Consider the following 19,455-nt stretch of genomic DNA (forward strand, 5'->3'; position numbering starts at 1 on the left):
AAAAAAACCAATTAATTTATAGTGTTCTAATTAAACTGTTTTTCTCGTAATTGTTTGTTTACGGTCTGGTCCAACAGATACTATAGTAATAGGAAGGTTTAATTCTTTTTCTAAGAATTCAATATATCCATTTAAGTTTTCTGGTAACTCTGATGCTTCAGTCATTCCTGTTAAATCAGCAGCCCATCCTTTTATTTCTGTATATATTGGAGATACATTTTCTTCTTCAATATTATAAGGTAAATGTGTAATTGTTTCACCTTTATAGTTATATGCAGTACATACTTTTAAGGTTTCAAAACCAGAAAGTACATCACCTTTCATCATAATTAATTGTGTAACACCATTAACTTGACAAGCGTAACGTAAAGCTACTAAATCTAACCAACCACAACGTCTAGATCTTCCTGTTGTTGCTCCAAATTCTTGACCAACACGACCCATAGTTTCTCCGTCTTCATCAAATAATTCAGTAGGGAATGGTCCAGAACCAACACGCGTAGTGTAAGCTTTAAAAATTCCAAATACTTCGCCAATTTGACTCGGAGCAACACCTAAACCTGTACAAGCACCAGCGGCAGTTGTATTAGATGATGTTACGTAAGGATAAGTACCAAAATCAATATCTAATAAAGAACCTTGAGCTCCTTCAGCTAAAATTGTTTTACCAGATTGTTGTGCTTGATAAATGTATTCTTCAGAGTCTATAAATTTTAAAGACTTTAAAGTTTCTATTGCATCAAAGAAATCAGCTTCTAATTCTTTAAGATCATATTCAATATCTGCATTGTAGAATTCAATCATTGCTTCGTGCTTATCTGCTAAAGCTCTGTATTTGTCTTTGAAATCTTCTAATTCAATATCACCAACACGTATACCATTTCTACCAGTTTTGTCCATATAAGTTGGGCCAATACCTTTTAATGTAGATCCGATTTTTGCTTTTCCTTTTGAAGCTTCACTTGCAGCATCTAATAAACGATGCGTAGGTAAAATAATGTGAGCTTTACGTGAAATACATAATGATTTTGTGTAATTCACATCTTGCTCTTCAAGCTTATCTAGTTCTTTTTTGAAAATAACAGGGTCAATAACAACTCCGTTACCGACTAGATTAACTTTGTCTTCATGAAAAATACCAGATGGGATGGTATGTAATACATGTTTTTTGCCGTTAAATACTAGGGTGTGTCCTGCGTTTGGTCCACCTTGAAAGCGTGCAATAATGTCGTAATTAGAGGTAAATACATCGACAATCTTTCCTTTGCCTTCATCTCCCCATTGTAATCCAAGTAGTAAATCTACTGCCATTTTTAAATTGAGTTAGTCGTCCTTTTTACGATTACCGTAAAAATATAATGAATGATTAGTTATCTGAATATCAAAAACCTCTTCTATGGTTTTTTTTATGGATTGAATACGAGGATCACAAAATTCTATGACTTCACCTGTATCTGTAAGTATCACATGATCGTGATTTTTATCGAAATACGATTTTTCATAGTGTGCCTGACTTTGTCCAAACTGGTGTTTGCGAACCAAGGCGCATTCTAAAAGTAGCTCAATTGTATTGTAAAGTGTAGCCCTACTTACACGATAATTTTTGTTTTTCATTTTGAGATATAAAGATTCAATATCAAAATGTTCTTTGTTATCGTAAATTTCTTGAAGTATAGCGTAACGCTCAGGTGTTTTTCTATGACCTTTATCTTCAAGGAATTGTGTAAATACGCGCTTTACAATTTCCTGATTACTCTCTTCTGTGGTTGCATTCATAATTAAGCGGCAAATTTAAGCAAATTTTATAGGATATGAATTATAAAAAGTAGGATAAAAAATGAAAGAAATGAACAAGTTTTAAATTAATAGTTAATAACAATTTATACCCTAGTTACTTTGTCAATTCCATTTATTTTTTTAAGGTGTTTAATTAGCTTTTTAAGCATGTCTTGATTTTTAACTTGAACGGTTATTTTTCCTGTAAAAATACCATCGTCACTAGAGAAACTTATGCTTTTCATGTTAACATGCATGTTTTCTGAAATAAGTCTAGTGATTTCGTTTACTAATCCCATATTATCTATACCAGATAAAATAATCTGTGAGGTATAAACTTGTTGTGATGAGTCTATCCATTTTGCTTGCATAATTCTGTAAGCATAATTAGATTGTAGGCTTAACGCATTAGGACAATTCATTTTATGAACTTTTAACCCATCATTAATAGTTAAAAAGCCAAATACTTTATCTCCAGGAATTGGGTTACAACAATTGGACAATGTATAGTTTAGTTTTTCTTCTTCTTTACCAAAAACTAACATATCATATTTAGAAGTTATTTCTTCTTTATGAATATCTTTCGGGACGCTAGGTTTATATATTTTATTTTTAAAATAGCTTACAAATGCATTACTTCTAGACGATGCAAATGCTTTTAATTTAGTATTGTCTATAGTACCAATACCAACTCTGTAAAATAAATCTAAAGAGGTGTTGAGTTTAAAGTGACTTACAAGTTGATTTATTGAACTTTCGTTTAATGTAATCTTAAGTTGCTTTAATTTTCGTCTTAAAATCTCTTTTCCTTCTTCTGCAATTAATTTTGTGTCTTCGTTTAAAGCCGATTTAATTTTAGTTCGTGCTCTAGCTGTGGTTGCATAATCTAACCAGTTTGTATTTGGTTTTGCATTCTCAGAAGTCATGATCTCTACACGATCACCACTTTGCAATACGTGACTCAAAGGAACTAATTTACCATTTACTTTTGCACCTCGTGTTTTTAATCCAACTTCGGTATGTATTCCAAAGGCAAAATCTAATGGTGTGGCTCCTTTAGGCAATGATTTTAAATCTCCTTTAGGCGAAAAGACAAATATTTCTTTAGAATATAAGTTAAGTTTAAACTGTTCTACAAAATCTACAGCATCTGCTTCGTTGCTTTCTAAAGCTTCTTGCAAGCGATTAATCCAAAGGTCTAAATTATCTTCTTTAGCATCTGCATTTTTGTATTTGTAGTGTGCTGCATAGCCTTTTTCAGCAATTTCGTTCATACGCATACTACGGATTTGAACTTCTACCCAACGACTTTTTGGTCCAACAACGGTAATGTGTAAGGCTTCATATCCTGTTGATTTAGGCGAAGAAATCCAATCTCTAAGTCTAATAGGATTAGGCGTAAAGTGATCTGTAACGATCGAATATATTTTCCAAGCTAAGAATTTCTCGTTAGCTGTATCGGAGTTATAAATAATTCGAACAGCAAATTTATCATAGACTTCATCAAAAGAAACCCCTTGTTTTAGCATTTTTCTTCGAATACTAAAGATTGATTTTGGACGTCCTTTTATTTCATAATTTAAACCTTCTGTATTTAAAGAGTCTTCAAGAACTTTTGAAAAAGCTTTAATATAAGCGTCTTGGTCTTCTTTACTATCTTGAATTTTACTTAGGATATCATTGTAGACTTCTGGTTCTGTATATTTTAAACCTAAATCTTCTAATTCTGTTTTAATATTATAGAGTCCGATTCTGTGGGCTAAAGGGGCATAAATATATAAGGTTTCAGAGGCGATTTTAACCTGTTTGTCTGGTCGCATAGAATCCATAGTTTGCATGTTATGCAAACGATCTGCAATCTTTATAATGATAACTCTAACATCATCATTTAGCGTTAACAACATTTTTCGGAAATTCTCAGCTTGTAAAGACACATCCATGTCTTTTTTTAGCGAAGATATCTTGGTAAGTCCATCAACAATTCTCGCTACAGTTTCCCCAAATAACTGCTCCATATCATCAATGGTGTAGTTAGGATTATCCTCTACAACATCGTGAAGTAAAGCTGCAGCTATAGAAGTCGCATCCATACCAATTTCTTTAGCTACGATTCTTGCAACAGCAATAGGGTGAAAAATATACGCCTCACCAGATTTTCTTCGTTGGTCTTTGTGTGCGTCTACAGCAACGTCAAATGCATGTCGGATTAATTTTTTATCCTCATCAGTTAAAGTTTGGTAACTTACTTTTAGTAAATCTTTGTAAGCCTTAGCAATGGCTTTATTTTCTTTTTCTATAGCTTCCTCTGTCATATATCTAATGTAGTGAATCTGTTGTTAATTGGCAATAATTTTTTTGAGGATAATGAGAATAATTAAATGTTATAAATCTTTTGAGAATTTTGATTTTAATTTTTTTTCAACCATAGATATTAAAAATATTATAGCAGAAAGTAATATGCAGAAGCCTAATATGGTAGCAATATTTTCTGATGGTTGATAAATCCATCCAGTCAAAGCGATAATAGATAGTAAGGTGCCAATTTTTATCATTTTCTTAGAGGAATAGATTTGTGCAAAATCCCATCGTTCTTGATTTTTCATTGAAGCATTAGTTCTGTAGCCGTAAATGCTATTAATTGCTTTTGGTGGAAATTTGAGCATAATAAAGCCCACAATTATAAAAATAACACCTGAAGAAAAAGGAATTAGAAATAAAGGGTTTTCTGGTAGCATTTATTTTATTTAAAATTATAATGACAATTATTATGATTTAAGAACTCTAAGGTAGTTAAAATTATATGATTTATAAAAACAACAAAACCTACATAAGATGCAGGTTTTATTGTTTTTAATATGCGAAAATAAATTATGGGTTAGTAGACCATAATGATGCATTTGCCAACATAGCTCTTTTTGGTAATTTTAAACCAGCTACAATAAGTTCAGCAAAATCTTCAGGTTGTAAAACACTGTCTTCAGTACCTTTACTCGCTATACCTAATTCTATAGACATATCTGAAGCGATTGTACTTGGTGTTAAAGTGCAAACTCTAATATTATTTTTACGGACCTCTTTCATCAATGATTGAGACATTCCGATTACTGCAAATTTTGATGCAGAATATGCAGAAGTTGTTGCATTTCCGTTTAAACCAGCTGTAGAAGAAACGTTTATAATTTCACCTTCGTTCTTTTCTATTAAATAAGGAAGAACTTCTTTAGTGACATAATACATACCCATAACGTTGGTTTGTATAATTTGACTCCATTGATCAGCAGGCATATCATTTAAAGTTCCAAAAGCAGCGATACCTGCGTTGTTAACTAAAATATCTATAGATCCAAGTGTTTCAACGATAGTTTTAATACTTTTTTGTACGTCTTCATAATTGGTTACATCAAATACAGAATAAATTGCATTTACACCTAAAGCTTTTATTTCTGAAACTGTTTCTTTTAAAACCGCTTCATTTCTACCTGTAATGGCAACGTCTATTCCTTCTTTTGCAAAAGCTAAGGCGGTTGCTTTTCCTAGGCCTCTTCCGCCTCCTGTAATTAGTGCTTTTTTATTTCTTAAATCAGTCATTATTTAATGTTTTAAATCCTTAACAAAGTTAAGGAAAATGGATTGTTTATAAAGTGAAATTAGATAGATTTACTTTAATAAATTGTTAACTTGTTTTAAGAGTGTAGAAAAAGGATGTTGCTTATGGTTATAGGTTTTATTTGAGACGAAGTGTTAGAGTGATTTTTGTTGATGTAAATAATTCTTTAGAATTTAAATGGTGATTAACTATGTTTTTTCCAATACGATTCTCCATAACCACAAAACAGCTCTTCTCCTGGTTCTATGTTTCTGGAAGCTTTTATGCAAACATTATGATCCTCATCTAAAGTTATTATTGTATTATTTTTGAATTTGTTAGATGCCGGTAAACCTTCAGCGTCATTAGCATATTTTGCATAACAGTCCGTATGCATGCTATCCATAATAGTGTCATCTAATAAGTTGATGAAATACTTATCGTTATTCAGTTCGGCTCTTAATTTAGCTTCGTCATTGTTTATAATTTCACCTTTAAATAACGAAATGATTTCATCTTCATAGATTTCCATAGCAGTAAATAAACCATTACCTGCATTTTTAATTTGTGAAGGTTGAATATATAAATAATCAGACTCAGGTGCTTCAATAGCATTTGTGTTTACATAAGAATCTTCTATGTCTGTATTATTCAATATTTTTAATTTTGATGATTTACAAGTATTTTACTTCTTCAAATTTTCAACACGTTCTAAAAGGGTAGGATGCGAATAATGCATAAAAACATAAGCTTTATGAGGTGTTAAATTACTCAAGCTATTTTTAGATAATTTCTTTAAAGATGTAATTAGAGGTTCTGCTTTATAAGTATTTTTTGCATAATCATCAGCTTGGTATTCAAAAACACGAGAGGCGTAATTCATTATCAAACTTGTAAGTTCAGAAATAGGTGAGTAGAGTAACCCAAAAGCAATTAGTCCTACATGAAAACTTGGAACCTCTACACCAATAGCATTTGATAATAAGGGGTTAGAAATAAAGATAGATAAGATAAAAAGTGTGAATCCGGTGAGTAGGATAGAGGTCACCAAATTAAAAATGATGTGTTTCTTTTTATAATGACCAACTTCATGCGCTAAAACGGCAACGATTTCTTCGTCATCTAAATCATTTACTAATGTGTCATAAAGCGTTACCCGTTTTTCGTTTCCAAAACCTGAAAAGTAAGCATTGGCTTTAGTGCTTCGTTTAGAACCATCAATGATAAATATTTTGTCGAGATTAAAACCAACCGATTCGGCATAAGCTGAAATTTTGTTTCGTAAGTCGCCATCTTCTAAAGGTGTTTGTTTATTGAATAGTGGCACAATAAGTTTAGAATAAAACATATTCATAAAGACAGTAAATACGGTTATAATTCCCCAAGCGTATAACCAAAATTGATTTCCTGTAAGTTGATAAAACCAAATGATTAATGAAATAATACCACCACCTATAATAGCCATCATAACTAAACCTTTCAACTTATCTAAGATGAAGAGTTTTTTTGTTGTTTTATTAAACCCAAATTTCTCTTCAATCACAAAAGTTTTATAATATGAAAATGGTGTGGTAATAATATCGCTAGCAATCATAATAATTCCGAAGAAAATTAAAGCGATAAGAATTGGGTTTTCGGTATAACTTCTGGCCATATTATCGACGTATTCAAAACCATCTAAAAGTAAAAAACTTAACGTTAAGGCAAATGAAAACAATGATGTCCAAATTCCAAATTTGTAATTAACGGTTTTGTAAGCTTGCGATTTTTTGTATTCTTCGGTATCGTAAACATCATTTAGTGTTTCAGGAATTGGGTCACTGTAATGTTTGGCATTTATAGCATCGAGGACTTTATCTTTTATAAAATTGATGATGATAATGGCTATAATGATGTAGAAAAGTATTTGTGCTGTCATTATGATGTTTTATGTGTGTTTCTGTCACTTCAAGTTAAATTCCTTTTTTAGGAATTTTGTATAGAGAAGCTTTCTAGTAATAATGGTTCTCGATACAATTTTCTTATACTTCGAAAATCATTCGAACTGACGTTTATAATTATTTAAAATCGCGTTGTCGCTTAGCTTCAAAAATAAGAATTCCTGCTGCTACAGAGACATTCATAGAGTCAATTTCGCCTTGCATAGGGATGCTAATGTTTTTGGTAGCTGCTTGTCGCCATTCTTCGGTTAAACCTGTTGCTTCTGTACCTACTACAATTGCGGTTGGTAAAGTATAATCTTGGGTATGATACGGTTCCGATTCCTGTAAAATAGCAGAAAAAATATTGAAATTATATTTTTTTAGAAAAGCAATAGCGTCTTCGCTACTTCCCATAGCAATTTCGGTGGTAAATACACAACCCACACTAGAGCGAATGATATTAGGATTGTATAAATCTGATTTCGGATTCGCAATAATAACGGCATCTACATTGGCAGCATCTGCCGTACGTAATATTGCACCAATATTTCCTGGTTTTTCAGGTGCTTCGGCTACTAATATTAATGGATTTTTGTTTTGAAGTTTTAAAGCTTCAAGTGTATGGTCTTTAGTTTTTACTACAGCGATAACACCTTCAGTAGTGTCTCTGTGTGCTAATTTTTGAAAAACCTCTTTTGAAATTTCAATACAATCTATTTCATGTTGTGATAGCGCATTGGCTTCGCTTTCTGAAAATAATTCAGGATAAAACAATAAGGTATCAATTTTATAATTGCCTTTAATAGCAAGAGATAATTCGCGCTTTCCTTCAATTAAAAACTGTCCTGTTTTTTTACGTTGTCTCGATTTTTCTTTAAGTAAAACAAGTTGTTTTATAAGTGGATTTTGAACGCTAGATATTGATTTATACATTATTATATTATTTAATCTATATTTGAGAAATACAAATTTAACCTATTATGAAACAAAAACTACTTAACCTATTTCTATTCTTAATAATCAGTATAACTTCATTTGCTCAGGTGGCTAATCAACCAAATGATTACGTGGTTTGCGATGATGACAATGATGGTTTTGCTTTATTCGATTTAACTTATCTAGATGTACAAGTTTTAGGGAGTCAAAGTGCCGAAGATTATACGATAACATATCACGAAACGCAGAGTGATGCCATTAATGGAATTAATGCGCTTTATTATCTTTATGTCAATAATACTGATTGGTTACAAATTATATATGTGCGATTAGAAGTTAATAATACAGGAAGTTATGATACTACTGAATTATCATTGGTTGTAAATCCAACACCTATAGTTACGGCATCAACGTCTTTAGAGTTATGTGACGACAATGCCGATGAGATTGCTGTATTTGATTTAACAGTAAACAATTTAGAAATCACACAAGTTAATACTGATTGGACGGTAGCGTATTATGAAACGCAATCGGATGCTCAGGCTCAGATGAATATGATATCTAATTCAATAGCTTATACAAATACCTCAAATCCGCAGACATTATTTGCAGCAGTTACGGATACCAATACGGGTTGTGTAGGTATAACTCCATTAACCATACGTGTTTTACCAAACCCTTCTGGTGCTATGGGAAATCCAAGTGATATTATGCTTTGTGATGATGATAATGATGGAATTACCGATTTTGATCTAACACTAAACGAGGGTGAAATAAATCCGTCAGGAGAGCCCTTTACGCTATCTTATTTTATAAATGAAGCTGATGCCTTGGGTAATTTTGCTCCATTAGATCCAACTAATTTTACAAACGTAAGTAATCCACAAACTATTTATGTTAGAGTTGAAGGATCAAGTGGCTGCTTCGCGCTTACTGATTTTGTTATTTCTGTTAACCCATTACCCGAAATATATTTAGAAAGTAGTTATAGCTTTTGCACAGGCAGCACTTTGGTATTGGAAACAGGATTGTCTGTTTTTGATTATTATTTTGAATGGGATTTTAATGGGAATACTATACAAGGCGAAAACCTACCTTCACTTACGGTAACAGAACCTGGTGAATATGACGTTTTGTTGTATTCTTCAGATTTTGGGTGTTCTAGCAGTACTTTTATAATTGTAGAGGAAGTTAGTTGTACAGATAGTGATGGCGATGGCGTCATTGATAGTGATGAAGATATAAATGGCAATGATAATCTAGAAGATGATGATACCGATGGTGATGACATTCCGAATTATTTAGACAGTGATGATGACGGAGATAACGTTGCAACTATAGATGAAATTAATATTGTTTTAGGACGATCTAATAACACAATACACCAATTTGTGGATACAGATGAAGATGATATAGAGAATTATTTAGATGACGACGATGATGGTGATGGCATTTTAACGATAGACGAAGATTATAATGATAACGGAGATCCAACGGATGATGATACAAATAGCAACACGATTCCAGATTATCTTGAAAGTTCAGTAGCTTTAAGTTTAAATGAATTTAATGTCACTCGCTTTAACATGTTCCCAAATCCAGCAAAAGAAAACGTAACCATTCAATTGGCATCGTCTTATTTTGAAACTGGAAGCGTAAATATTTACAACATTCAAGGAAAAGCAATTCTGAAACACATTAAGTTTGAAGGGAATTCTTCGATTCTAGATATTTCAAGTTTAGAAAGCGGCTTATATTTTGTAGAATTAACTATAGGAAATACTGCAACCGTTCAAAAACTAATTGTGAATTAAGTTGAAAACAAATTTTATAAATAAAGCTTCAGATATATTCTGAAGCTTTTTTATTAGAATATGAAATTGATTTTTCTTATATCTTTAACCACCCCAAATAACTTTATTATGAAACAAAAACTACTTTTATTTTTTATTACAATATTTTTTACGATGATTGCTTCAGCGCAATGTGATATCGTTACCCCAAATTATTATGAAGACTTTTCTGTAATACCTAATGAATGTTGGGAAGAAGCAGATAGTGGAGATGCTGAATCTGGACCTATGGATATAGGATCTGGATCATGGGGCTCAGAGGGTTTCTTAAATAATGGGCTTAGTGGTGCTTACCGAATAAACCTATACTTAGCTAATAAAAGTGATTGGCTTTTATCTCCAGAGTTTGATTTGTCAGGTGGTCCTTTTCAAGTGGATTTTGATTTTGGCATCATGGCATGGGATAGTAGTACCACTGCAGGTACGTTGGGATCTGATGATACGGTTCAATTGTTATTAACCAATGATGGTGGTACAACATGGATACCGCTATTAACTTATGATGAAAACTCAGAGGTATCTGTTGAAGGTGAACATCCTATTATTGATTTAACGGCCTATAGTGGCGAAACTGTTCAATTTGGAATATTAGCTTCAGAAGGCGAAATCGATGATATTGAAGATGTAGAAGTATTTGTCGATAATTTTAGAGTGAGAAATTTGATTACTTGTTTTGAGCCCATAGCGCTTAATGCTAATAATTTAAACTTTACTTCGGCAGATATAAGCTGGGAAGAACAAGGAACAGCAACCTCGTGGAATATAGAATATGGCGTTGCAGGCTTTACACTAGGAACAGGAACCATGATTAATGGGCTTACTGAAACATTTTATAGTGTAACAGACTTAACTAATAATACTGAATACGATTATTATGTACAATCGGTATGTGGCGAAGAAAATTCAAACTTTGCAGGACCGTTTACATTCGCAACAGCACTTCAAACTAATTTTGATATTGATTGTGTTGGGGATGGTTCACTTACTCAAGACTACTGTTACGGTGATGGTGGGGCAACAGATCCAATCATACTTACTTACACAAGTGCAGATGGTACGCCACTTAATTTAACCTTTAATTCTGGTAGTGTAGAAACTGCATGGGATGAGTTAGTGGTATTAGATTCTAATGGTGTACCATTTCCAGGTTATGCCGCAGAAGATGAAAATTACGGAAACGGAGGTGATATCGGTGGACTTACCTTTCAATCTACAGGAGATTCCATTTCATTTTATATTAATTCGGATGCTTCTTGGAGTTGCCAAAGTAGTAATTCTAGTGTGTCACAAGGTATTAATTATACGGTTTCTTGTGCTACATGTATTAATCCAGCAGTGACATTTGAAGTGGTTAATGATTGTGAAAATGGGGATCAATTTTTAATCGATGTAGATGTGACGAGTTTGGGTGATGCCACTTCACTAACAATTTCAAATAATAATAATGAAGAAACAACGTCTGTAACAGCAACAGGAGTGTATCAAATAGGTCCTTTTCCTTTTTTAGTTGATGTAATTGTTACCGTGGACAATGACCAAGATGAAACTTGTAGTGTCAATAGCTCAATCATTCAAGTTTTAGGTTGCCCTCCTTCTAATGACGAATGTGATGCGGCGATTGTTGTACCTGTTAATAGTGGAATATCTTGTGATGTTTTAACTTCTGGTACTATAAATTTAGCTACGGATTCTGGTGTTTCAAATTACAATTGTCCTGGAGTACCAAACGACGATGTCTGGTTTTCTTTTACAGCTTTATCTGAAATACAAAATATTTTAATCCAAAATATAGCAGGAGGGACCTATAATTTAAACCTAACACTATTCGAGGGAACTTGTGGAGCATTGACAGAATTAAGTTGTTCTGAAAGTACATCTATTGTTGCTCAAAATTTAATTATTGGAAACACATATTATGTAAGAGTTTTCTCGGCAGATATGGTGTCCGAAACCTCTACTTTTGAATTGTGTATAAAAGAGGCCGTTGCAAATACTGTATGTGAAAGTGCAGTAGCATTTTGCTCTAATGGTAATGAAATTACAACACCTAATATTACAGGAGTACCGAGTTCTTATAGTATGTCTTGTTTAGCTTCAGCACCAAACCCATCTTGGAATATTCTTCAAATTGATGATGACGGAGCTATTGAAATTGAAATTAGTCAGTTAAGCACTGAAGGCACTAATTTAGATGTTGATTTTGTATTGTTTGGGCCTTTTGACTCGGTAGATTATGCATGCGACGAAATAGTTGAAGGTTGTACTTCATGTCAAAATATTATCGATTGTAGTTATTCAGTATCTTCAGTAGAAAACTTCACGATTACTAATGCATTATCAGATGAAATTTATATTCTTCTAACCACTAATTATTCCGACCAGGAAGGGACTACATATATTAGTCAAACTAATTTTGGTCAACCTGATTCGGGATCTTTAAAGGCAGATTTTGAAATCGATTTAGGGACTGATCAAAATTTATGCGGTGTAAACGCTTATCAATTAGATGCAACAACACAATTTGGTAATAGTTATCAATGGTATTCTGACGGTTTTTTAATTCCGGAGGAAACTAATGCTAGACTGACGGTTACGGAAAGTGGCACATATAGTGTTGTTGTAAATAATGACTTATGTTCCTCAAGTTCTACCGATGACATTATCATAACATTTAATAACTGTGACGATGTGGGCTTAATCAATGTGTCTGCTTTTTATGATGATAACGAGAATACTGTTTTCGATTCAAATGAAACCCATTATGCAAATGGTTATTTTACGTATGAAGCCAATAACGATGGTATAATTAATGCAGTAGCATCTTCTACAGGAAACTTTACTATTGCGAGTTATGACGACACCGATACTATTGATATCAATTATTATTTCTATGATGAATATAGTGATTGTTATGATGTTTCTATAGCATCATTTCAAGATATCACTGTGTTAAATGGAGAAGATATAGCTGTAGAATTTCCAATTGTAGACGAGCAAAGTTGTGAAGATATTTCGGTGTATCTTATAAATGAACAATCTCCAAGACCAGGTTTTGGACATACTAACTATTTAATAATTCAAAACTTAGGTTTAACACCAACTTCAGGTACTATTAATTATAGCTTAGATTCAAACCTTAGTATCAGTAATATAAGTACAAACAGTAATTATACAACGACACTAAATGCCGATGGTTTTAGTCTCGATTTTGTTAATTTATTACCTCAACAAACGATAATTGTGAATGTAAATTTACAAACAGCAACCTCTGCGAACCTTGGTGATTTAGTTACCACTACGGCAACGTATACAACGTCTTCGAACGATATAGTTTCAGAGAACAATGAATCTTCTGTTACCGAAGAAATTATCGGTTCTTACGATCCTAACGATAAAATGGAATCCCATGGAAAAGACATTCTCTATGATGATTTTGTAACTTCAGATGAATATTTATATTACACCATTCGTTTTCAAAATGTGGGAACGGCTGAAGCGATTACCGTTAGAATTGAAGATGTTTTAGATACACAATTAGATGAATCGACTTTTCATATGTTACGTTCAAGTCATAACTATGTGGTTACGAGAACAGATCGTAATCTAGAATGGAATTTTGATAACATCAACTTACCAGCCGAACAAGATGATGAAGCAGGCAGTAATGGTTATGTGTATTTTAAAATAAAACCAAATACAGGTTATGCTATTGGTGATGTCATTGAAAATACAGCAGCTATTTATTTCGATTTTAATGAACCTATTATCACCAATACGTTTCAAACTGAATTTGTAGAAACCTTATCTGTAAATGGTTTTGATAGTAATAGTTTTAGTCTCTTTCCTAATCCAGCAAAAGAAAACGTCACCATTCAATTGGCATCGTCTAATTTTGAAACTGGAAGCGTAAATATTTACAACATTCAAGGAAAAGCAATTTTGAAACCTGTTAATTTTGAAGGAAATTCTTCGATTTTAGATATTTCTAGTTTAGAAAGTGGCTTGTACTTTGTAACGTTGACTGTTGAGAATTCTGTAATGATTCAAAAGTTAATTGTGGATTAATTAGGTTGAAAACTTATTTTAAATGAAAAGCTTCAAGTAATTCTTGAGGCTTTTTTTGTAATGCTTTAAAATAAATTTCGTCAAAGACGTCAACTTAAAACTCTATTATGAAAAAAACAATTTACGTATTCCTTTTGGCTGTATTTGCAATGGCTTGCAAAAATGAAACAAAACAAGAAGCAACAAAGTCTGTTGAAGTTGAAGAAATGACAACAGAAGATGTAAGCACAAGTATCTATCCAGAATCTATAACTAAAGTTTTTGATGCACATGGTGGTATTGATACTTGGAATAAAATGGAAACGCTTTCTTTTTCTATTACAAAACCTACAGGAATAGAAAAGACGACTAAAAATTTGAAAACCAGAGCCGAATTAATTGATACACCAACCTATACACAAGGATTTGATGGTGAAACCCTTTGGATTAATGAAAAAGATGGAAATGAATATAAAGGAAAACCTCAGTTTTATAAAGGCTTGATGTTTTATTTCTATGGAATGCCTTTCGTTTTTGGTGATGATGGAGTGTCTTATAAAGAAACGGAGCCATTAGTTTTTGAAGGAAAAACATATCCAGGAATTCTAATTTCTTTTGAAGCTGGAGTAGGAGAGTCTTCAGACGATCAGTACAAGATTTTTTATGATGCAGAAACAGGCCAAATGCAATGGTTGGCTTATACGGTTACTTTTGGAAAAGCAGAAGGAAATCCAGATTTTCATTTTATCAGATATAATAATTGGCAAACGGTTAATGGTTTAGTAATACCTAAAAGTATAGATTGGTATAACGTTGAAAACAACTTGCCAACTGAAAAAAGAAATACAGTTGAGTTTACAGATGTAATGCTTTCTGAAAAAACATTAGATAAATCAATATTTTCAAAACCAGAAAGTGCTAAGGTTATAGATTAGTAATATTAATATTTATAAAGCATAAAAAAAGCGAGCCATTTGGCCCGCTTTTTTTTATTAATCTACTTGACTAGGTTTCTCAGAATAGCGTTTCCAAAGTTCCGTTTGGTGTGTTTCTAAACTTAGCTCTCTACCATCTATAAATGCTTTGGTTAAAATATTGGTTCGCATGTCTAAAGCGTCACCTTCACTTATAAAAAGAGTAGCACTTTTTCCAACTTCTAAAGTTCCATACATATCATCAATACCCATAATTTTTGCAGGGTTTTCTGTAATGAGTTGCAAGGCTTGTGCCTTAGTTAAGCCATGAGCAACCGTTGTACCTGCATAAAACGGAAGATTTCGAGAATTCATACGTTCCATTTGTCCGCTCGGTTCTAAAGCGACTAAAACACCAGCGTCAACTAATTTTTTTGCCAATTTGTAAGGTAAGTCATAATCGTCATCTTCTAATTCAGGTCTAGAGTGTACACGTCTTAAAAATACAGATACCTCATTTTGTTTTAAAAACTCAGCTAAATTTCCAGATTGATAAGCACCAACAATAGTGATATGAGCCACATTTTGAGATTTTGCAAAGTTTACAGCATCTGTAATGGCTTTTTCATCATTGGCATTGATGTATAGATGTTTAGAACCATCAAACAAACCAGCCATAGCTTCATAAGGTAAATGACGTTCGGCTTTACTACCGTTGTTATAGCTTTTAGATTCGTTAAAGTAATCGTTTAGTTCTTTAACTTGTTTGGCGTAATCGTCATTCGGTTTTAAACCTGGATCTTCTCCTAACCATCTGCGGCCACGTCTAAATGTACTTGGCCAATTAATGTGAATACCATCATCTAATTTAATAGCTGCATCTTCCCAGTTCCAAGCATCATATTGCACTACAGATGAGGTTCCTGAAATTCGTCCACCTCTCGGTACAACTTGCCCAAGCAATACACCATTTGGTCGCATAGATTCTGTGACTTTAGATTCCGTATTATAGGCAATAATACTCCTTATATGTGGATTAAAAGTTCCCATTTCAGATAAGTCATTAGAGGCTTTTACGGCATCTACTTCTACTAATCCTAAGGTTCCATTAGCAACAATAAAGCCTGGGTAAATATGTTTACCTTTTCCGTCAATAATATCCATAGCTTGTCTGGTGAGTGGCGTAGAAGCCTCAGGTCCTATGGTTATAATTTTACCATTACTGACTACAATAATGCTATTTTCTATAACCGTACCATTTCCTATATGAGCTGTGGCTCCAACAATAGCAAAATCTTTAGTTTGCTTTGGTGCTGGTGTTTGTTGTGCGAATCCTAATGAGATACACAACAAAAACAATAAGGTGTTTATTTTATTTAAGTTTTTCATTTTTAAATAGTTTTAGTTGTGAGAATCCATAGAGTCACAATGTAAATCGTGATGCTCTTTTTTCTTAATAGGTTGCGTTTTTATGCCTTTGTTTTTATCTTGAAGCATCAAATTAATAAGCTCACTTTTTTCTTTTTTAATAGCGTCTCGCATTTGCATATCTTTTTCTAAATCAAAATAGGTAACACCTTCAATAATTGTTTTTTCAGCTTTAGCATAGATAGATAATGGGTGGTCTGTCCATAAAACCACATCAGCATCTTTTCCTACTTTAAGACTACCAACTCTGTTATCAAGATGTAAAAGTTTTGCCGGATTTAAAGTCACAAATTTCCAAGCCTCTTCTTCACTAACGCCACCGTATTTTACAGATTTAGCAGCTTCTTGGTTTAATCGGCGAGACATTTCAGGATCATCACTATTAATTGCTACTGTAATCCCTGCGTTATGCATAATGGCAGCATTGTACGGAATAGCATCATTTACTTCGTATTTATAAGCCCACCAATCACTAAATGTAGATCCGCCTGCGCCATGAGCTTTCATTTTATCTGCTACTTTATAACCTTCAAGAATGTGTGTGAAAGTATTGATTTTAAAATCGAATTGATCTGCAACTTTCATCAACATATTAATTTCACTTTGTACGTAAGAATGACATGAAATAAAACGCTCACCATTTAAAATTTCAGCAAGTGTTTCCATTTCTGCATCGTATCTATAAGGTTTGCCACTTTTCTTTAATGCATCATAAGCTTTGGCTCGTGTAAAATAATCAATAAAAACTTGTTCTACACCCATACGAGATTGAGGAAAACGTGCATTGGTGCTATATCGAGATTGTTTTACGTTTTCTCCTAAAGCAAATTTTATAAACTTAGGGGAATCATCATAAATTAAACCATTTGCTGTTTCTCCCCATTTTAATTTAATAATAGCAGAGCGACCTCCAATAGGATTTGCTGAACCATGTAAAACTTGAATAGAAGTTACGCCACCTGCTAAATTGCGATAAATATTAATGTCTTTTTCGTCTAAAACATCTTCAATCGTTACTTCTGCAGAAGAATTCTGACCACCTTCGTTTATAGATGAAGTTGCAATATGCGAGTGCTCGTCAATGATACCTGCGGTAATGTGTTTTCCTGTAGCATCAATAACTTTTGCATTTCTACTAGAAAGATCTTTACCTATTTTTGAAATCTTTCCGTCTTTAATTAAAACATCTGTATTTTCTAAAACCCCCTCTTTTTCATTGGTCCAAACGGTCGCGTTTTTAAATAGTAAAGTTTCAGATTTTGGTTGTTCTGTAAATCCATAAGCTAAATTAGGATAGGTTATAGGGTACATTGAAGCTTTGTTAACAGTTTCATCCTTCTTTGCTTTAGCCCCTTTTTTGTCTGCTGCTTCTTTATCTTTTTTAAGGGCAACAAAAGAAATTTCATTACCATCTGGTAATATTGCTTTTCCGCTTAAGGTTTTTAGATTCGTAATTTTAGCGACAACTCTAGTATATTCATTTTTAGTACTATCAGTTGTTTTAAATATAAGATTTAGCCAATCGTCTGAATAATTGATTTTTGTGCCTAAATTTTTGTCATTGCTTTCTAGTTTAGCTTTAGGCTTACTTGTACTTCCAGAGATGGATAGCTTAAAATCACTTCCTGCAAGTTTAAAGGTGTAATCTCCATCAATATCTTTAGTATTTATATCTTCAAGAATATTTGCTTCTCCTTGTACCCAATTTTCATAAAGCTTTGTTTTCTTTTCAAAAATATCACCATCTGTAATTAAAAAATTAGCGTAACTTCCTGTTTTTAAAGTTCCTAAGAGGTCAGATTTCCCTAATAATGCAGCAGGAACTGTAGTTAATGCTTCAAGTGCTTTTTGTTTAGAAAGTCCACTTTCAATCGCTTTTATTAAGTTAGAAGAAAATGATTTAGTAGATTTTAATCCGTGTGTTGTTAAAGCAAATTTAATTCCGTTTTCTGCTAATAATCCTGGATTGTGTGGTTCCTGATTCCAAGCACGCATATCACTTAACGTTAATGTGCTTGCTAAAAATGGATCGTCAACATCATAAGCGAGTTTAAAATTGATGGGTAAAATAATTGTAGCATTTGTGCCCTTAACTTCATCAATACGTTCATATTCATCACCACCACCAAGAATAGTGTATTGAATATTAAATGCATCACCCACTTTGTCAGCTCGCATTAAGTTTGCTCTGCTGCCTGCTTCAAAAATTTGAAGTAAGTTTTTATGGGTGTTTAAAGCTTCTAGAGATAAATCTTTAGTGTCAATGTGGCCTGCTTCGTACCATTTGGCATCACTATACATCTGGCGTAATAAGGCCATACTTCCCATAATAGAAGAAGGATAACGTTGTTGTGACTTCACACTTTTGCTGAATGATAAATGCTGCGATGCTTTGCTATCTATAATTCGCATAGAATTATCGGCATTATTATTCAGAGCAATTAAAGCTCCTGTACCACGAACAACACCATCTGGCATATGTGTATTTACCACTCCAAAACCTAATTTTTGTAATTCGGTTGCTGTTTTTTCATCGTATTTAAAACTCGTCATTACGTCTTGTTCTGGCATAATGTGGTCATTCCAATAAAAACCACTTCTGCTCGGGCCATATTGTGGTCCGTTACCACCTCGTTTGGGTTTTTCGACACCAAATGTGGTATGTAAATCAATAAAAGAAGGGTAAATCGTTTTTCCTGAAAGATCTATTTTAGTTGTGTTTTTAGGAATATTTACTGATTTCCCTACGCTAACTACTTTTCCATCTTTAATAAGAAGTGTAGCGTTGTCAATAGTTTCGGTTGGTGATACGTGAATTGTTGCATTAGTAAAAGCCGTATAGTTAGTGTTTTTGGCTATTACTCCAGTATTACTAGGAAAGTAATCTTGTGCAAATAATGAAAAACTGCACATGAAAATGAGCAGCCGTAAATGTACTTTAATCATATTGTGGCTGGTTTTGTTAGAATTTTAAATATAGGAATTTAAGCGTTTCA

The 19,455-nt window shown here is 33.0% G+C and carries 13 protein-coding genes; 3 read left to right on the plus strand and 10 right to left on the minus strand.

What is annotated here, in order from left to right; translation table 11 throughout:
* Positions 1 to 30 precede the first annotated feature (30 nt).
* The 8 genes from HSX10_RS09920 to HSX10_RS09955 form a co-directional block, all read right to left on the minus strand.
* Positions 31 to 1,311, minus strand: a complete 1,281-nt coding sequence (locus HSX10_RS09920; RefSeq protein ID WP_173588062.1) for an adenylosuccinate synthase — start codon at positions 1,309 to 1,311, stop codon at positions 31 to 33.
* 12 nt (positions 1,312 to 1,323) lie between these two features.
* Positions 1,324 to 1,776 (minus strand): Fur family transcriptional regulator, encoded by a 453-nt coding sequence (locus tag HSX10_RS09925; RefSeq protein WP_173588063.1) that lies wholly within the window; start codon positions 1,774 to 1,776, stop codon positions 1,324 to 1,326.
* Between the two features lie 104 nt (positions 1,777 to 1,880).
* Positions 1,881 to 4,088 (minus strand): RelA/SpoT family protein, encoded by a 2,208-nt coding sequence (locus HSX10_RS09930; protein WP_173588064.1) that lies wholly within the window; start codon positions 4,086 to 4,088, stop codon positions 1,881 to 1,883.
* A gap of 69 nt (positions 4,089 to 4,157) precedes the next feature.
* Entirely contained in the window at positions 4,158 to 4,511 is a 354-nt protein-coding gene (locus tag HSX10_RS09935) for an SdpI family protein (RefSeq protein WP_173588065.1), read from the minus strand.
* Between the two features lie 133 nt (positions 4,512 to 4,644).
* Complete coding sequence (locus tag HSX10_RS09940; RefSeq protein ID WP_173588066.1) at positions 4,645 to 5,364, minus strand: 3-ketoacyl-ACP reductase; 720 nt, start codon at positions 5,362 to 5,364, stop codon at positions 4,645 to 4,647.
* Between the two features lie 203 nt (positions 5,365 to 5,567).
* On the minus strand, positions 5,568 to 6,017 hold the full coding sequence (locus HSX10_RS09945) for an SET domain-containing protein-lysine N-methyltransferase (RefSeq protein ID WP_254453226.1): 450 nt from the start codon (positions 6,015 to 6,017) through the stop codon (positions 5,568 to 5,570).
* A 30-nt stretch (positions 6,018 to 6,047) separates the two neighbouring features.
* Positions 6,048 to 7,280, minus strand: coding sequence for a M48 family metallopeptidase (locus HSX10_RS09950; RefSeq protein ID WP_173588067.1), 1,233 nt, complete (start codon positions 7,278 to 7,280; stop codon positions 6,048 to 6,050).
* A gap of 139 nt (positions 7,281 to 7,419) precedes the next feature.
* Positions 7,420 to 8,217: a TrmH family RNA methyltransferase gene (locus tag HSX10_RS09955; RefSeq protein WP_173588068.1), complete on the minus strand. Its 798-nt coding sequence runs from the start codon at positions 8,215 to 8,217 to the stop codon at positions 7,420 to 7,422.
* 47 nt (positions 8,218 to 8,264) lie between these two features.
* Here HSX10_RS09955 and HSX10_RS09960 point away from each other — a divergent pair, with 47 nt between their 5' ends.
* The 3 genes from HSX10_RS09960 (at position 8,265) to HSX10_RS09970 (ending at position 15,052) form a co-directional block, all read left to right on the plus strand.
* Positions 8,265 to 10,034 (plus strand): T9SS type A sorting domain-containing protein, encoded by a 1,770-nt coding sequence (locus HSX10_RS09960; RefSeq protein WP_173588069.1) that lies wholly within the window; start codon positions 8,265 to 8,267, stop codon positions 10,032 to 10,034.
* A 108-nt stretch (positions 10,035 to 10,142) separates the two neighbouring features.
* Positions 10,143 to 14,138 (plus strand): T9SS type A sorting domain-containing protein, encoded by a 3,996-nt coding sequence (locus HSX10_RS09965; protein ID WP_173588070.1) that lies wholly within the window; start codon positions 10,143 to 10,145, stop codon positions 14,136 to 14,138.
* Positions 14,139 to 14,245: 107 nt separating this feature from the next.
* Positions 14,246 to 15,052 carry a DUF6503 family protein gene (locus HSX10_RS09970; RefSeq protein WP_173588071.1) on the plus strand — a complete coding sequence of 269 codons (807 nt, stop codon included), beginning with the start codon at positions 14,246 to 14,248 and terminating at the stop codon, positions 15,050 to 15,052.
* Positions 15,053 to 15,109: 57 nt separating this feature from the next.
* Here HSX10_RS09970 and HSX10_RS09975 read toward each other — a convergent pair whose 3' ends face one another.
* Both HSX10_RS09975 and HSX10_RS09980 read right to left on the minus strand, forming a co-directional pair.
* Positions 15,110 to 16,420 carry an amidohydrolase family protein gene (locus tag HSX10_RS09975; protein WP_173588072.1) on the minus strand — a complete coding sequence of 437 codons (1,311 nt, stop codon included), beginning with the start codon at positions 16,418 to 16,420 and terminating at the stop codon, positions 15,110 to 15,112.
* A gap of 12 nt (positions 16,421 to 16,432) precedes the next feature.
* Positions 16,433 to 19,405: an amidohydrolase family protein gene (locus HSX10_RS09980; RefSeq protein WP_254453227.1), complete on the minus strand. Its 2,973-nt coding sequence runs from the start codon at positions 19,403 to 19,405 to the stop codon at positions 16,433 to 16,435.
* Positions 19,406 to 19,455: the final 50 nt, after the last annotated feature.

Source organism: Winogradskyella undariae (assembly GCF_013285155.1).
Classification (GTDB): Bacteria; Bacteroidota; Bacteroidia; order Flavobacteriales; family Flavobacteriaceae; genus Winogradskyella; species Winogradskyella undariae.

What these genes read in the sequence shown, in the direction of transcription:
- HSX10_RS09975 (WP_173588072.1), bottom strand. Translation starts at nt 16,420, where the DNA reads ATGAAAAACTTAAATAAAATAAACACCTTATTGTTTTTGTTGTGTATC.
- HSX10_RS09970 (WP_173588071.1), top strand. Translation starts at nt 14,246, where the DNA reads ATGAAAAAAACAATTTACGTATTCCTTTTGGCTGTATTTGCAATGGCT.
- HSX10_RS09930 (WP_173588064.1), bottom strand. Translation starts at nt 4,088, where the DNA reads ATGACAGAGGAAGCTATAGAAAAAGAAAATAAAGCCATTGCTAAGGCT.
- HSX10_RS09960 (WP_173588069.1), top strand. Translation starts at nt 8,265, where the DNA reads ATGAAACAAAAACTACTTAACCTATTTCTATTCTTAATAATCAGTATA.
- HSX10_RS09950 (WP_173588067.1), bottom strand. Translation starts at nt 7,280, where the DNA reads ATGACAGCACAAATACTTTTCTACATCATTATAGCCATTATCATCATC.
- HSX10_RS09935 (WP_173588065.1), bottom strand. Translation starts at nt 4,511, where the DNA reads ATGCTACCAGAAAACCCTTTATTTCTAATTCCTTTTTCTTCAGGTGTT.
- HSX10_RS09925 (WP_173588063.1), bottom strand. Translation starts at nt 1,776, where the DNA reads ATGAATGCAACCACAGAAGAGAGTAATCAGGAAATTGTAAAGCGCGTA.
- HSX10_RS09920 (WP_173588062.1), bottom strand. Translation starts at nt 1,311, where the DNA reads ATGGCAGTAGATTTACTACTTGGATTACAATGGGGAGATGAAGGCAAA.
- HSX10_RS09965 (WP_173588070.1), top strand. Translation starts at nt 10,143, where the DNA reads ATGAAACAAAAACTACTTTTATTTTTTATTACAATATTTTTTACGATG.
- HSX10_RS09955 (WP_173588068.1), bottom strand. Translation starts at nt 8,217, where the DNA reads ATGTATAAATCAATATCTAGCGTTCAAAATCCACTTATAAAACAACTT.
- HSX10_RS09980 (WP_254453227.1), bottom strand. Translation starts at nt 19,405, where the DNA reads ATGATTAAAGTACATTTACGGCTGCTCATTTTCATGTGCAGTTTTTCA.
- HSX10_RS09940 (WP_173588066.1), bottom strand. Translation starts at nt 5,364, where the DNA reads ATGACTGATTTAAGAAATAAAAAAGCACTAATTACAGGAGGCGGAAGA.